This is a genomic window from Odoribacter sp., assembly GCF_985060555.1.
This window is the reverse complement of record NZ_CFKYFN010000090.1, coordinates 1-15,782: the sequence shown is the minus strand read 5'-3', so window position 1 is coordinate 15,782 and position 15,782 is coordinate 1. Positions and strand designations below refer to the sequence as shown.

The 15,782-nt window shown below is 43.8% G+C and carries 10 protein-coding genes; 7 read left to right on the top strand and 3 right to left on the bottom strand.

Translation table 11 applies throughout. The features are described 5' to 3' along the window. Positions 1 to 72 precede the first annotated feature (72 nt). The 3 genes from AC5RDS_RS11630 to AC5RDS_RS11620 all read left to right on the top strand — a co-directional run bounded on the left by AC5RDS_RS11630 (position 73) and on the right by AC5RDS_RS11620 (position 5,475). Positions 73 to 2,022: a DUF3857 domain-containing protein gene (locus AC5RDS_RS11630; protein ID WP_494222353.1), complete on the top strand. Its 1,950-nt coding sequence runs from the start codon at positions 73 to 75 to the stop codon at positions 2,020 to 2,022. A gap of 17 nt (positions 2,023 to 2,039) precedes the next feature. Beyond that, positions 2,040 to 3,794 carry a DUF3857 domain-containing protein gene (locus AC5RDS_RS11625; protein ID WP_118108164.1) on the top strand — a complete coding sequence of 585 codons (1,755 nt, stop codon included), beginning with the start codon at positions 2,040 to 2,042 and terminating at the stop codon, positions 3,792 to 3,794. 328 nt (positions 3,795 to 4,122) lie between these two features. Further along, positions 4,123 to 5,475 (top strand): sodium-dependent transporter, encoded by a 1,353-nt coding sequence (locus tag AC5RDS_RS11620; protein WP_118103107.1) that lies wholly within the window; start codon positions 4,123 to 4,125, stop codon positions 5,473 to 5,475. A gap of 128 nt (positions 5,476 to 5,603) precedes the next feature. Here AC5RDS_RS11620 and uvrA read toward each other — a convergent pair whose 3' ends face one another. Continuing rightward, a complete protein-coding gene (gene uvrA, locus AC5RDS_RS11615) occupies positions 5,604 to 8,450 on the bottom strand; it encodes an excinuclease ABC subunit UvrA (protein WP_494222352.1) in 2,847 nt (948 codons plus the stop codon). Positions 8,451 to 9,133: 683 nt separating this feature from the next. Between uvrA and AC5RDS_RS11610 the strand changes: the two genes are divergently transcribed. Further along, a complete protein-coding gene (locus AC5RDS_RS11610) occupies positions 9,134 to 11,971 on the top strand; it encodes an ATP-binding protein (RefSeq protein WP_013611152.1) in 2,838 nt (945 codons plus the stop codon). A gap of 379 nt (positions 11,972 to 12,350) precedes the next feature. Continuing rightward, complete coding sequence (locus AC5RDS_RS11605; RefSeq protein ID WP_022159954.1) at positions 12,351 to 13,064, top strand: phosphatase PAP2 family protein; 714 nt, start codon at positions 12,351 to 12,353, stop codon at positions 13,062 to 13,064. A 21-nt stretch (positions 13,065 to 13,085) separates the two neighbouring features. Here AC5RDS_RS11605 and AC5RDS_RS11600 read toward each other — a convergent pair whose 3' ends face one another. After that, positions 13,086 to 13,424 carry a hypothetical protein gene (locus AC5RDS_RS11600; RefSeq protein ID WP_022159953.1) on the bottom strand — a complete coding sequence of 113 codons (339 nt, stop codon included), beginning with the start codon at positions 13,422 to 13,424 and terminating at the stop codon, positions 13,086 to 13,088. Positions 13,425 to 13,501: 77 nt separating this feature from the next. Then, positions 13,502 to 13,789 (bottom strand): hypothetical protein, encoded by a 288-nt coding sequence (locus AC5RDS_RS11595; protein ID WP_095074647.1) that lies wholly within the window; start codon positions 13,787 to 13,789, stop codon positions 13,502 to 13,504. 167 nt (positions 13,790 to 13,956) lie between these two features. On the opposite strand from AC5RDS_RS11595, the gene lipA reads away from it, so the two are divergent. Together lipA and lipB are read left to right on the top strand one after the other, a co-directional pair. Then, positions 13,957 to 14,808, top strand: coding sequence for a lipoyl synthase (lipA, locus tag AC5RDS_RS11590; RefSeq protein ID WP_087382616.1), 852 nt, complete (start codon positions 13,957 to 13,959; stop codon positions 14,806 to 14,808). Positions 14,809 to 14,822: 14 nt separating this feature from the next. After that, positions 14,823 to 15,509 carry a lipoyl(octanoyl) transferase LipB gene (gene lipB / locus AC5RDS_RS11585; RefSeq protein ID WP_013611155.1) on the top strand — a complete coding sequence of 229 codons (687 nt, stop codon included), beginning with the start codon at positions 14,823 to 14,825 and terminating at the stop codon, positions 15,507 to 15,509. The last annotated feature ends 273 nt before the right edge of the window (positions 15,510 to 15,782 follow it).

Sequence of the window (15,782 nt, the reverse complement as noted above, 5' to 3'; positions counted from 1 at the left end):
CGGAACTATTTTTTCAAAAACCAAAAAAAGATTACTATTTTTGGAAAAATGTGTTAACCAAATTTCCAGCTTATGAACAAAATATTTTTAAGTGTACTCCTGCTCCTGCCGGCTTTGTTTCCGGTTCATGGACAAAGTTGGCGGGCTTTGCAACAACAAGCCCAAAAGCGAGGGGAGCTGGCTTCTGCCAGACAAATCATCCTATTGGACAGTACCGCCGTTTCTGTAGCTCCCAGCGGGACAGGTACCTTTACGATCAACAAGGTTATTCTGGTGCAGAACCGGTCGGGAGCTTTGGCTAACCGGGTACTGAAATACGATTACGATCCCCTGACTGCTTTTGCCGAATTTCATCGGGTGAATATTTACAAAGCAAACGGAGAAGTTCGTCCGGTAGATGTCGGTAAAACACTGGATTATACGGCTCCGGCACGGATGATCTATTGGGGAGCCCGGCAAATCATGCTGGAACTGGGCCGGCTTGACCCAGGAGATATCATCGAATACGAAATACATAAAAAAGGGTTCACCTATGCCCTGCTGATCGATCAACCGGACGAAGAACGGTTCGTTCCTCCTATGCGGGGGCAGTTTTATGATATTGTTCCTTTCTGGTGTGACGACCCGACCATGCGCAAGGTATATTCCGTTACTCTCCCCCGGGAGAAAGAGATGCAATTCCAATTCTACCAAGGCGAATGTGCTTCTTCTATGCGTTATGAAAACGATCGTAAAGTTTATACTTTTGCCAAAAATAATATGATGCCCGTACGTCGTGAACCCAATATGGTCGATCTGTACGATGCCGCTCCCAAATTAATGATGTCCTCCACGCCACATTGGAAAGATAAATCCCTTTGGTTTCATAAAACCAACGAAGATTACGGCAGCTTCGCCCCTCTCCCCGAAGCCCGGCAAAAAGTGAATGAGCTCATCCGGGGCAAGAAAACCGAAATGGAAAAAATCGCCGTATTAACCCACTGGGTTGCCGATAATATCCGCTATGCCGGAATCACGATGGGAAAAGGAGAAGGGTTTACCCTGCACAATACGAAAATGAATTATACAGACCGTTGCGGTGTATGTAAAGACATTGCCGGCAGTCTGATTTCATTTCTGCGAATGGCAGGTTTCGAAGCCTATCCGGCCATGACTATGGCCGGAAGTCGGGTGGAAAGTATACCCGCCGACCATTTCAACCATTGTGTTGCAGTGGTAAAATTAAGCAACGGTACCTATATGCCTTTAGACCCGACCTGGGTGCCCTTCTGCCGGGAACTTTGGAGCAGTGCCGAACAACAGCAAAACTACCTCCCCGGTGTACCGGAAGGTTCGGATCTTTGTATTACGCCTGTTTCCGCTCCCGAAAACCATTATTTTCGCATCAAAGCCAATAATAAACTGGACAAAAACGGTAAACTAACCGGACAATTCACCCTCACAGCCGAAGGCCAATCCGACCTGAATATACGCCGGATATTCACTACCGGCTGGCAAAGCGACTGGAAAAATTCGATGGAAAGCCAATTGCTGAGTATTTCTCCCAAAGCCAAACTATTGAAAGTAGACTGGAGTAAAAATCCCAAAGACTATCAGGCAGCCCCGATCAAAATCACATTCTGGTATGAAATTCCCGATTATGCAATCATCGGCAACGACGAAATGGCGCTGGTTCCTTTGACTATGCACGGACTTTACGACCAGGTTCGCTCATACCTCCGGATCGACACAGATATTCCGGAACGTCAGTATGGATTTAAAGACGGCTGTTCCCGTTTGGTGGAACTGGACGAGACGATTCAGTTACCTCAGGGATATCGTCTGGTGCAATCCGTCGAAGATAACCGGAAGAGCCCGGCAGCCGATTTTGAAGGCTATATCCGGCAAGAAAACAATAAAATCGATATACACCAAAAACTGGCCTTGAAAAAAAGAGTATATGAAGCCGGGGATTGGAACGGTTTCCGTACTGCCGTAAATGCTCACAAAGCTTTTGGCAATCACCTGATTATTAATAAATAAATCCGATCAGATCCGATATGAAAACAAATACTATAAAAAACCTGTTTTTCTGGATATTCCTCCTTTTCTCCGGTTCTTTGTCAGCCATCCCTTCCGAAGCGGAATTCCGGAAATTAGCAGAAACCTGGACTTTACATCAGGACGGTAGCCAGGAATATCGTTATTACAAAGAGCTGACCCTCTTTACCCATACAGCGATGAACTCTACTTATGGCCAGACTTTTATCACTTATAATCCCGATTTTCAGGAATTAAAGATACATAGTGCCTACGTAAAACAAAAGGATGGAACGACGATCCAAACTCCGGACAATGCCTTTGTCGAAGTATTGCCTGCCGGTGCAGCGGATGCTCCGGCCTATAATCGGTTGAAAGAAATGGTCATCGTACATACAGGACTTGAATTAGGAGCTACGATCTATCTGGATTATTCGGTTATTTCCAAGGCAGGGTATCTCCCGGCAATCGATGTATGCAAACCATTAGAAGAAAGTTCACCGATAAAGGAATACAGCCTGACCTTCAATTTACCGGCCTCCGTTATTCCGCATTATGCCCTTCTTCAGCTAAAAGCGCAACCCCAAAAATCGCAACGACAAGACAGGCAGCAACTGAAATGGACATTCCGCAATCTACCGGCCCGATCGAGAGAACAGGGTACCGGTTTACAGAACGGTGATCTGGCCGGAATTCTGTTTACCACTTATCCCACAGCTGCACAGGCTTTACAAAACCTTTACCGGCAATTCGATCCGGCTCCCACCCCACAGATACAGGAGTTAGTACAACTCATAACCGAGGGATGTCAGTCGAATTCAGAAAAAATAACCCGTATCCAACAATATATTCAAACGGAGCTGAGCGATTGTCCGCTCTCCCTCTCTGAAACCGGTTTCCGATTCCGTCCTTCGGCCGAAGTGATCCGGACAGCTTATGGAACTGGTATAGAAAAGGTTAATTTGATGACCAACTTATTACGGGTTGCCGGAATAAAGGCAGTACCTGCAGCCGCTTATTCCATCCCTTCGGAAACAGACAACTGCGGTCTGAATGCAATCCGGGAATTTGTCATATTAGCCGAGGCTGACGGACGACCTTATCGGTTGAGCGTCCAAAATGCCGATCCGGCTGCAACAGACTGCACTTTCCTTGTCGATTTAGCCGAAGGGAAGAAATTGCTTCCTGATCCCCCTATCGCTTCGATCGGTTATCAGGCTTCGATCGTCATCACTCCCCAACAAGAAGCCGATATAGACATCAAAGCTACCCTCAATAATCTATTGATTCCCTATACTTCCAACTACGCCGGTACCTTACTACCCGGTATTCGGGAATATACTGTCACTCCGGGTGAAAAAACGACGACTATTTCCGGTAAAGGAAAAGCGGGATTGAAGCAGGAAGAAAATTATTACTTTTTTTATCTTCCTGTCTGTTATAAAGGAATAACGGGAAAATCCTATGCCTATTACAACACTTCCCGGTCAAAGAATTTATATTTACCGGCTTCGGTAGACGAAAATTATTCTTATGATATCCAGCTTCCTGAAAATCTGACTCTTTGTACACCGATTCAAGAAAAGAAAATCGATAACCCTATCGGTAGTTTCAAAATAACGCTGACTTCCGAAGGTTCTAGTCTCCACATCGAGCTAGCCCTTCAAATCAAAAAGCAACTCATAACGCCGGCCGAATATCCGGCTTTCCGTTCTTTGATAACGGAATGGACCGACCGGACCCGTAAACCGATACTTTTCAAAACGGTACAATAAATACGAAACGCCCCAAAGCCGAGGCCTGAGTTCTAAATGACACTGAACTCAGGCCTTTGCGTTTTTACAAAAGTTGAAAGAACGACCAAGGTTACAACGGTTAGGCTTAATTTCTGAAACTTTTGCAACCATTGCAACTATTAACCGGAAAAGTAGCTCGCATCAACTTTTCTACTTCAGAATCGTTACATGATAAGAAAATTCAATTTCAAATTGAAAGTAAATCAAATTGAATTCAAAAACATTATTATTCAATCTGTTAAACTTTATTGCAAAGTTAACTGGGAACAAGAATTGTTTTATTTTTACAGTCAAAAATAGATCTGATATGCACCATTCAAACCATAGAATCGGTTTTAAATCCAAATTCGGGGCTATAGCAGCTTTAGCAGGTTCGGCAGTCGGTTTAGGAAATATCTGGAAATTTCCCTATGTGGCAGGTACAAACGGCGGAGGAGCTTTTTTACTCGTCTATATATTCTTTACCATAGCCATAGGCTTACCGGTGATGTTGGCCGAATTTTCTTTAGGACGTCGTTCCCAACAAAATGCACTCGGTACTTTCCGCGTATTGGCACCGGGCACGAAGTGGTTTTTGTTCGGTCTCCTCTCGATTATTGCAGCCACTCTGATCCTTTCGTTTTATGGAACGGTTTCCGGCTGGACGCTCGAATATGTGTGGTTGTCGATAAGTAACTCCTTTCACGGGCAAAGTGCAGAAGATATAAATTCCATTTTCACCAATTTCATTTCCCATCCTTACAAAGCACTTCTTTGGCATATCGGTTTTATGTTCCTTACCGGAGCGATTATCATGGGAGGGGTGCAAAAAGGGATAGAAAGGTATTCCAAACTGATGATGCCCCTACTGTTTATCATCATTATTGCGTTGAGTATTAATTCTATGACTTTAAGCGGTTCGGCAGAAGGCTTGAGATTCTTATTCTTTCCCAAACTGTCCGAGCTCACCGCCGATAGTATTTTATCCGCTTTAGGTCAGGCTTTTTTCTCACTTTCTGTGGGGATGGGTATTCTGCTGACTTATGCTTCTTATATTCCTAAAAACGACAATCTGACCGGTATCTCCCTGAAAGTAATTATCACCGATACCCTGGTTGCCATTTTAGCGGGTATCGCTATTCTGCCGGCCGTATTTTCTTTTCATATCGATCCACAAGCCGGTCCGGGATTGGTTTTCCTGACTCTCCCTAAAGTATTTCAGGGACTGCCTGCAGGTGAAATTTGGGCGATCCTTTTTTTCATCCTGCTCACTTTCGCCGCCCTGACTTCCGCCATATCTTTACTGGAAGTGCCGGTAGCCTATCTTGTTGAAGAAAAGAAACTGAAACGCCCCTGGGCTACGGTAATCGCCACGCTGGTCATCACTTGTATCGGTAGTTTCAATACTCTCTCATTCGGACCCCTCCGCCATGTACAAATTTTCGGAATGAGCCTTTTCGATGCCTGTGATTATCTGTGTTCGAATATATTACTTCCTTTGGGAGGTATTCTGATTTGTATCTTCGCCGGATGGTACCTGGATAAAAGCCTCCTCTACAGTGAAATCAGCAACAACGGCAGTTTGAAAACCCGCTTCTTCCGGCTCTATACTTTTATTCTCAAATATATAGCCCCTATCTGTATATTCCTGATCCTCCTGAACGTACTGGGAATCATTTAAAAAGTAAAAGGCTATAAGCTAAAAGCTATAGGCTATAAGCTAAAAGCTAAAGGCTATAAGCTAAAAGCTATAGGCAGTTCGAAATATATGCTTATAGCCTTTAGCTTTTAGCCTTTAGCTTATAGCCTTTAGCCTTTTACCTTTTTCAACTCTTCCCGCAGAAATTTACCGGTCTCCGATTTTTTGCATTCAGCTACCTCTTCGGGTGTACCTGTAGCCACGATCTTTCCTCCTTCTTTCCCCCCTCCAGGTCCCATGTCGATCAGATAATCGGCCACTTTAATAACATCGAGGTTATGCTCGATAACGATGACAGAATTTCCTTTATTCACCAGTTTCTGTATAACCTCCAACAGTATATTGATATCCTCGAAATGCAATCCCGTAGTCGGTTCGTCGAGAATATAAAGTGTCTTTCCGGTATCTTTCTTTGCCAGTTCAGCCGCCAACTTGATTCGTTGTGATTCTCCACCGCTCAAAGTCGTACATTGCTGGCCCAGTTTCACATAGCCTAATCCCACATCCTGAAGCACCTTCAGCTTTTGTTGCAAGAAAGAGACATTTTCGAAAAACTCGACTGCCTGATTGATCGTCATATTCAGCACATCGCCGATCGATTTTCCGCGATACCTCACTTCCAGGGTCTCTTTATTATATCTCTTTCCATCGCAAGCTTCACAATGCACATACACATCCGGCAGGAAATTCATCTCTATCGTCTTCACTCCGGCTCCCTTACACTCTTCACAACGTCCGCCGGGAATATTGAATGAAAAACGTCCGGCTCCATATCCGCGAATCTGAGCTTCCGGCAACTTCTCGAAAATCTTACGTATATCGGTAAAGATACCGGTATAGGTCGCCGGATTCGAACGGGGGGTACGGCCCAAAGGACTTTGATCCACCACCACTACTTTATCGATATGTTCGATTCCCCCGATAGCTTTATAAGGAAGAGGCGAGGTAATCGCGCGATAGAACTTTTCGGTCAGGATCGGATGCAAAGTCCCGTTGATCAACGACGACTTGCCACTTCCACTGACTCCCGTCACACATACCAACATCCCTAAAGGAATGCTTACATCTACTTTTTTCAGGTTATTCCCCGTACATCCTTTCAAGGTCAGGAATTTTCCGTTTCCTTCCCTTCTTTTTTCGGGTATCTGTATTTTTTTGGTACCATTCAGATATTGAGCTGTCAGACTATCGCTCTTTTTAATATCGTCGATCGTACCGATAGCGGTAACTTCTCCCCCTTTCCTACCGGCTTTTGGGCCCATATCGACAATATAATCCGCACTTTCCATCATCTCCCGGTCATGTTCCACTACGATCACCGAATTTCCATTATCCCTCAATTGTTGCAGGGAATGGATCAGCCGCCGGTTGTCTTTTTGGTGCAAGCCGATACTCGGTTCATCCAGAATATACAACACATTTACCAACTGTGAACCGATTTGAGTAGCCAAACGTATCCGCTGCGATTCCCCGCCGGACAAAGTCATAGATTGACGATTCAAAGACAAGTATTCCAAGCCCACATCCAAAAGGAACTTCAACCGGGTACGGATTTCTTTAAATATCTCTCCGGCAATCTGCCGTTGTTTGTCTTCGAGCTGTGCTTCGGTGGTACATACCCATTCATACAAATCGCTCAGTTCCATAGAAGCCAGTTCAGCAATATTTTTACCGGCAATCCGGAAATTCAAAGCTTCCTGATTCAGGCGCTGCCCGTTACATACGTCACATTTTACAACCGAAATAAACTGTTCGGCCCATTTATTCGCTTTTTTCGAAGTGCTATTCTCCTCCTGCATAGTGACATACTTGATAATACCTTCGAAATTATAAAGCGAATTGGAAGAGACACCCAAAGCTGTATTCTCTAACCGGATTTGTCCGGGATAACCATACAGGATATCCGTCAAAGCCTCTTCCGAAAGCTCCCGGATCGGAGTATGCAATTCATAGCCATGTTTTTTCAACACCGTCTCTATTTGCCAAAAAAGAATGCTATTTTTATATTTTCCCAGCGGTTCGATCCCTCCTTCATAAATCGAAAGCGCATTATTAGGAATGATCTTATCGATATCGGCCGCATTCACATACCCCAACCCTTTACATTTGGGACAAGCTCCGTGAGGGGAATTAAAAGAGAAAGAATGAGGAGCAGGATCCCGGTAAGAAATCCCGGTATCCGGACACATCAGATGCCGGCTATAGTATTTAATATCCCCACGATCCAACGGTTTAACCATCATCACCCCTTTACCGTTTTTCATGGCAGTAGCCACCGAGCTTTTCAGGCGTTTCAAATCGATATGGTCGACAATCATCTTATCGATCACAATCTCGATATCATGGATTTTATACCGATCCACACTCATACCGAGTCCGATTTCACGGATCTCCCCGTCTACCCGTGCCGAAATGAATCCTTTCTTCCGTAAATTTTCGAAAAGCTCTTTGTAATTTCCTTTCCGTCCTTTCACTACCGGTGCTAAAAGCAGAATCTTTTTTCCAGCGAAATCTTTCTGAATCAATTCGATGATCTTCTCATCCGTATATTTCACCATCCGGCTCTCTGTAACATAAGAATAAGCCTCGCCGGCACGTGCGAAAAGCAAACGCAAAAAGTCATAAACTTCGGTCGTCGTACCTACTGTCGAACGGGGATTCTTATTAGTCGTTTTTTGTTCGATAGAAATAACCGGACTCAATCCTGTAATTTTATCGACGTCCGGACGTTCCATCCCTCCCAGAAACTGACGGGCATAGGCCGAAAAAGTCTCCATATACCTACGCTGTCCTTCTGCATATATCGTATCGAAAGCCAGAGACGATTTCCCACTCCCGCTCAATCCGGTAATGACAGTCAGACTATTCCGCGGAATAGTCAAATCTATATTTTTCAGATTATGCTCACGTGCACCGTAAATGACAATCTGTCCCTCTTCTTCCTGAAATTCTTTCATTTTTTCAATCCTTACAAATAACTTGCAAAGTTAAGGAAAAAACAACAAACAGGAAATAAAAGGTTTTAAGTAAAAGGTAAATAAAATAAAAAAAGGGAGACATTTTCGTAGATTCTTTATATCGGAAAATAGTGGGATTAATGAAAAGATGTTATTATATGTGCGTGCGTCTGTGTGGTGTATATGTGCGTGGTGTATTATTCCCGTAGATCACTTTCCAAAATATAAAGAACTTTTCCGAAAATCAGCTTGTTGATAAGCTTCCTCTCCCTCGTGGTGTGTGCTAAATAATCTTAATCTAAATAACAGCTAAAATAAAATCATAAATTCAATCATCATTTACACCCTCTTCTACGGGCAAAACCAACCCGAGGTTACCATTTTTCGATTATTTTTGAAATAAAATATTCACCATTATCATATCATACGAATAATCAACCACTTATTTTTCTCTCTATTGTTCCAGTAAAAGGCAGGTATATTTTTTTCTTTCTATTCCGAGTTCGGTTTTTGTGTCATCAGAACAAGTCATCCTATCGGCAGACGGATACCTGGGTTACCCGGTCGGAACAGTTTTCTATAAGGTATCGATTTCTTAGTTGATTTATAATGTAAAGTTCCGGGAAATCATAATCAGACTCGAAATAAAAACCTATCTTTGTGAGGAAAAACACACGAACGGCATGCAAAGCCTATTGGTTATTCTGATTGTAATTACAGGTATAATTTTACCTACTCAAGTAAAAGGAGAAAGGGAAGATTATATTTTATTAATCAGTTCATACAATAGTAATTCAAGCTGGGCAAAAACGCTCGAGGCCTCATTCCGTCAAGAATTAAAAAAAAACGATTGCCCCTACCCGGTATATAGCGAATATTTAAATACCGATTTGTTTGCTTCACCGGAAATCTGGATTCAAAGTACCCGTTTCATTTTGAACAATCATCGGTTACATCCCCCCAAAATGGTTATCCTCATCGCGGATGCCGCCTGGATGGCCTATCGGTATACACGTCAGGACTCCTGGAAAAATGTAGATGTTCTACTAGTCGGAGTAAAAAAATATAGTTTAGACCTGAGTGAATACCTTCACCCTACCCGATTGTCTGCCCATAACTTTCAGCTTACCCAAGATTTATGCCGATCTTATAATGCCACCGGAATTACCGAAGATATATACATCCCGCAAAACATACAGCTCATGCAGGCTTTACGTCCTGATTTACAAGAAATCGCCGTTATCGGAGATTGCCAGTTTTTCGGGATTTATTCTACCCTTCTGGTAAAAAAATACCTTCAGGAATATCCTTCCGATCTGAAATTCACTTTTCTGGACGGCCGTTTCCTTTCGACCAACACGCTATATGAACGTTTGCAGCATCTTTCGCCGAATACCGGTATATTACTGACTGGCTGGATGCAGGATGCAGAGGGGTACTTATACGATCATGAAAAAGTACACCATAATATTTGCCAATTGGCTCCGACTCCCGTATTCTCTGTCACGGATTGGGGGAATAACAATATCGATTATATCGGAGGATATTATGCTGAAAGTTTCGATTACGGGGTTTTATTGTCGGAGCTGGCCCTCCGGGTTCTCGGCGGAGTACCGGCTAAAGCTATTCCCCTCCAGAGCAATACTCAATCCCTCGGTGTACATATCAATGAAACTCTATTGGAAGCCAATCATTTAAACATCGGCAATTGTAACACCTCCCGGCTCTATTTCTATAATCGGCCTCCGACCTTTTGGACTAAACACCGGACACTCCTGTTGTTGTGCGGTGGTAGCCTGGGGGGTGGTATTCTCATTTATCTGGTCATTTTCACTTCATTACGATTTGTTTTTTATCGGAAAAAATTGGACAAAACACAAAGTGAAATCGATACTTCCATGAATAACCAGGAACATTTATCCGCAGCCTTACGGGTTTTCCTGGAAGCTAAAAATGAAAAGGAGTCCGTGGAAAAAATTCTGCAAAGGATGTTGAAAGAACTGGAAGCAGACCGGGCTTATATTTTCGAGTTCGATATGCAACACAATACCAGCAAGAATACATATGAAATTTGTGCCGATACGGTCCCCCCTCAAATCGAATATCTTCAGCATATTCCCAACGAGGATATTCCGTGGTTGTATAGTCAGATGCAGGAAGATAAGCTATTGATCACCGAAGACCTGCGCGTGACACAAAAAATCAAATTTGAAAAAGAGCGCCACCTCCTGCTGGAGCAAGGAATTATCTCTATGTTCGTCGCCCCCCTTCATGTGAACAACCAATTGTGGGGATATGTCGGGGTCGACTACGTCCGGCAAGTCCGCCCTTGCAGCCAGCAAGATAAAATCTATTTGCAAACCCTGGCCCAAATTTTATGTATAGGCATCGAACATTTCCGCAGTGAAAAACGAAATACCCAATCCAAACGACGGGTAGCGGAACTCGAATCACTTTTCAGTTTTGCTTCGATCCAGGCCCATATCGGAGTAGCTCAATGGAACGTATCTACTCGCCAGGGATTTGCTACCGATCAGTGGTTTATCAATTTAGGAGAAACCACCCGGGATATCACACAAGTGATCGATACTTACCGATATATGCATCCGGAAGACCGGACAGCATTATTACAATTTATTGACGAAGCTGCTCAGGGGCAAGCCCATACTTTCGGCAGACATGTCCGCATCCGCCAGAACAACGAATGGCATTGGTATAAATATCATGCCTCTCTTCGTGATCCTCATGCTTCCGGCGAACAAGTCGAACTGGTCTTTCTGAGTGCAGATATCGATAATCTGAAAAAGATCGAAGCGAATTTGATTCAGGCAAAAGCCAAAGCAGAAGAATCGGATCGGTTGAAATCCGCTTTTATTGCCAATATGAGTCACGAAATCAGAACTCCGCTCAATGCCATTGTCGGTTTTTCAAATCTACTGGCCAGCGAAATGGACTTCAGCGAAGAAGATAAGGCCGAGTATACCCGGATTATCTCTGTCAACAACGACCTTTTGCTGCAACTGATCAACGACATTTTGGACATCTCCAAGATTGAAGCCGGTGTGATGGATTTTACGGAAAACACAGTGGAACTGAATCAATTTTTTCAGGAAATCGAATCCGTCTTTCAACTAAAAGCCAAAACCGGTATCGAAATTAAATTCATACCAGAACAGGCTGAAGAGTATGCAATCAAAATCGACCGTATACGCCTCAATCAGGTGATTTCTAATTTCCTGAACAATGCGTTGAAATTCACCCGACAAGGCCACATTTTTTTCGGCTACCGACTCCGGGAAAAAGATATTTACTTTTATGTAGAAGATACCGGAATCGGTATTCCGAAAGATCAACAAGCCAGTGTCTTCCGTCGCTTTGTCAAATTAAACAATTTCATCCAGGGAACAGGATTAGGCCTATCGATCTGTTCTACTATCATCGACAAATTCAACGGAAAAATCGGAGTAGAATCGGAACCGGAGAAAGGATCGACTTTCTGGTTCACGATTCCCAGGGATTAGGCCGGAAAACCACTGTTCCCAGTTAAAACAGTCAACCCCAATTTCTGATCTCCTTGAATTACAACAACTTTTGTAACCGTTGAACGGTACTCTTCGTTTAGAAGCTTTCAGTTTGTAAGTTATTTATGAAATCTTCTGCACCGAACACATAAAGTTTACACACTTTGATAAACTCAAAAACGAACATTTTTACTTGGTTTTCAACGACTTCTATAAGGAGAGCAGGTCAAAGTCGTAATCTTTTGAAAATTATTACTTTAAATTTCGGGAAAAATAATACCTTTACGCCGGAGATAGCTATTCTTTCAACCAATTTAAACGTTCCTTTTTTCAGTGAACTATATATTCCGGGGTACGTTTACATGAAAAAACAAATCTTATGCTTGAAACTTTACAGCAATTAGACCAACAGCTGTTGTTAACACTGAACGGCTTACATTCTCCCTATTGGGATAGTTTTATGTGGCTTTTTACCGGAAGATTTATCTGGATCCCGATGTACGCTACGATTCTCTATATACTCTGCAAAAATTTTAATGTATATGTGACTTTACTCACGGCCGTCGCCATTGCTTTAACCATCACCTATGCCGATCAGCTATGTGCCACCTGGATACGTCCCGCAGTCGAGCGTTTGCGTCCTTCGAATCTCAACAATCCTTTATCCGAATTTGTTCATATCGTAAACGGGAAACGGGGAGGCAGTTATGGGTTCCCTTCCTGTCATGCCTCCAATTCCTTCGGGTTAGCCTTCTTCCTGCTTTTTTTCTTCAGACAACGTTGGTTAAGTATTTTCATTCTATGTTGGGCCGTCCTGAATTGTTATACCCGCATCTATTTAGGTGTACATTACCCGGGCGACTTATTGGCAGGTATGTTCGTCGGGCTGAGTGGTGCGCTGATCTTCTATTATTTACTACGCTATACCCTTCGCCAAAAGAAAATCGCCGGATTATTGAAATACGACGAACACAACCGTTATCTGATCGAACACCCGAAAGAGATCGCCCATACCCGCCTCACGATCTATATCGGATTGATTACCACAGGAATCATAGCGACAATCTCCCCTCTGATCACCCTGCACCCATAAAATGATACAACCGTCCCATCGTCATAATGCCTGGTAGTAGGAAACAAAGGGACGGGGGTAATGTTTCACAAACACATCAGTCTCTCCACAGCAACGACAGGCTACTATCAGACGACGGCGCATAAAGGCTCGCTTCTGATAAAGCAATTTACCCGACTTAATTACGCTCTCTACATACAAACTGAAAATATTCGCCTGAAGAGGCATTTCAATTAAACGGACACCGCTATGCCCCGACTCTATCGCCTTATCCCACTCAGGAATCAATTCAACTGCAGGCAAGGCAGAGGATTTCATCGCTACCCGATCTGTAAAGCGTAAGGGAGCCAGATCGGTGGCAACACCATCCCGAGCCGTCATGATAATTCAATTCATACCGATGGCCAGGATATACACTATTGCCATCGTTACGTAATAAACACTCTATACCCGACATCTTAAAAAAGGAACCGTCCTTCCCGAGGTCCGGCATAAGCGACAGGTTCCCATTTCAAGTTATTGAATACACTCAAATACCCATAGGTAACGGATACCGGTTTGAGGGGTGTCACCGGGACATCTTTCACCCGGGTATAACAGGAAGTCACGTCCCGGTAAATATGTATATAACTGCCTTTCTTTTTTAGCTGTCGATAATATTTTTGAAAAAAAATAATATTTCCGACGCAACCAATCTCTAGTTGTTGCATCTTATAAATGAAAACAACAACAAAATATTCCATCATGGACAACAACTAAGTGGTATTAAACGGGAATAACCACATTTTTAATTCACAGTTTTAAGGGTTAGTTAGCGAAGAGCGCATAAGGATATGCGCTCTTTTTTTATGTATCTCCCGGCTTTTACGTTTTTCTTTTTTATTTTTGCAATCGAATACGATTTACTTTAGAAATGGAAAATACCAGAAGAAAACCGGAATGGTTGAAGATCAAATTGCCGATGGGACAGCTTTCTGTCGATGTACAGAACACGATCCGGGGGCATCATCTGAATACGATTTGTACAAGCGGGAGGTGTCCTAACCAGGGAGAGTGCTGGGGGTGCGGAACGGCTACTTTTATGATCGGGGGGAATATATGTACCCGGGCCTGTAAGTTTTGTAATGTGACGACAGGGCATCCTGCTCCTTTGGATCCTCAGGAACCTGAACATGTAGCCCGGTCGATTCGGTTACTCGGTTTGAAGCACGCAGTGATCACTTCGGTCGATCGGGACGATGTGGAGGATTTGGGTGCTTCGCATTGGGTAAAGGTGATCCGGGCTATCCGGAAAGAAAATCCGGATACGACGATGGAGGTATTGATTCCTGATTTCCAGGGACGGACGGATTTGGTACAGCAGGTTATCGATGCCGGACCTGAAGTGATATCGCATAATCTGGAGACGGTGAGACGTTTGTCCGATAGTGTCCGGAGTAGGGCAACTTATGAAGTTTCTTTGAAAGTGATCGGACAAATCGCTGCTAGTCAGTGTGTGGCTAAATCGGGAATTATGCTGGGGTTAGGTGAAACCAGGGAAGAGATTCTCGAGACCATGGATGATTTGAGAAATGTTGGATGTCAGGTCATGACGATCGGACAATATCTGCAACCTACGGCTAAAAATACCGAAGTTAAAGAATACATCCGGCCCGAAGTGTTTGAAGAGTATAAAGAGATCGGGCTCAGGAAAGGATTTACCTTTGTAGAAAGCGGCCCGTTGGTCAGATCCAGTTATCATGCGGAAAGACATATCAAAAAGTGAAAACCGGCAAGGGTATGGAAGAGAAGAAAAAGACGGTATTTGCAGATTTGGGACAAAAAGGATACCGGGAAGTCTGGGAATTGCAGGAACGGCTGCTGGAGAAAGTGAAAGCGGAGAAGGCAGGGAATAAAATTCCCGAAAACCACTTGCTTTTTGTAGAACACGACCCTGTTTATACTTTGGGAAAAAGCGGTAATGAAGCGAATATGCTGATCAGCGCGATACAGCTTCGGGCTAAGCATGCCGAATTTATAAAAGTCGACCGGGGAGGAGATATTACTTTTCACGGTCCTGGGCAACTGGTGGTTTATCCGGTGATCGATCTGGAGAGTTTCGGGTTAGGGGTAAAAGATTATGTAGACCGGCTGGAAGAGGTTGTGATCCGCACGATCGCCTCTTTCGGTATTCAGGGCTTCCGTTTGGCGGGAGCAACCGGAGTATGGCTCGAACCGGATACCCCCCGGGCCCGTAAAATTTGTGCCATCGGTGTGAAATGTTCCAGATATGTCACGATGCACGGTTTTGCCTTAAATGTGAATACCGATCTGAATTATTTCAATTATATCCATCCTTGCGGATTTGTCGACAAAGGAGTGACTTCCATGGAAAAGGAATTAGGACATCCGGTCGATTTATCTGAAATAAAAGTTATCCTCTTGCGTCATTTTTCCGAACTGACGGGAATGCATATCATCGAGTAAATCTTTTGCTGAAAGGGAGCATTTACCGTAAAGATTCCTTCACTGACCGGCGGAAGCGACCGGGTCACGGGAGACAAACAAGTACCAGAATAATTCTAGGTATAATTTTTTCTTTCTATTCCGATTCCGGGTTTTGTGCCGTCAGACCGGTTCGCCAGGACCGGTCCGGTAAGGCTTTCCTTCACTGACCGGCGGAACTCCTCACCGCGGTCGTCAGACACCACCCGTCGGGCGTTCGGAAACCCCAACCCGACCCCCCGTCCCGCTCCAATG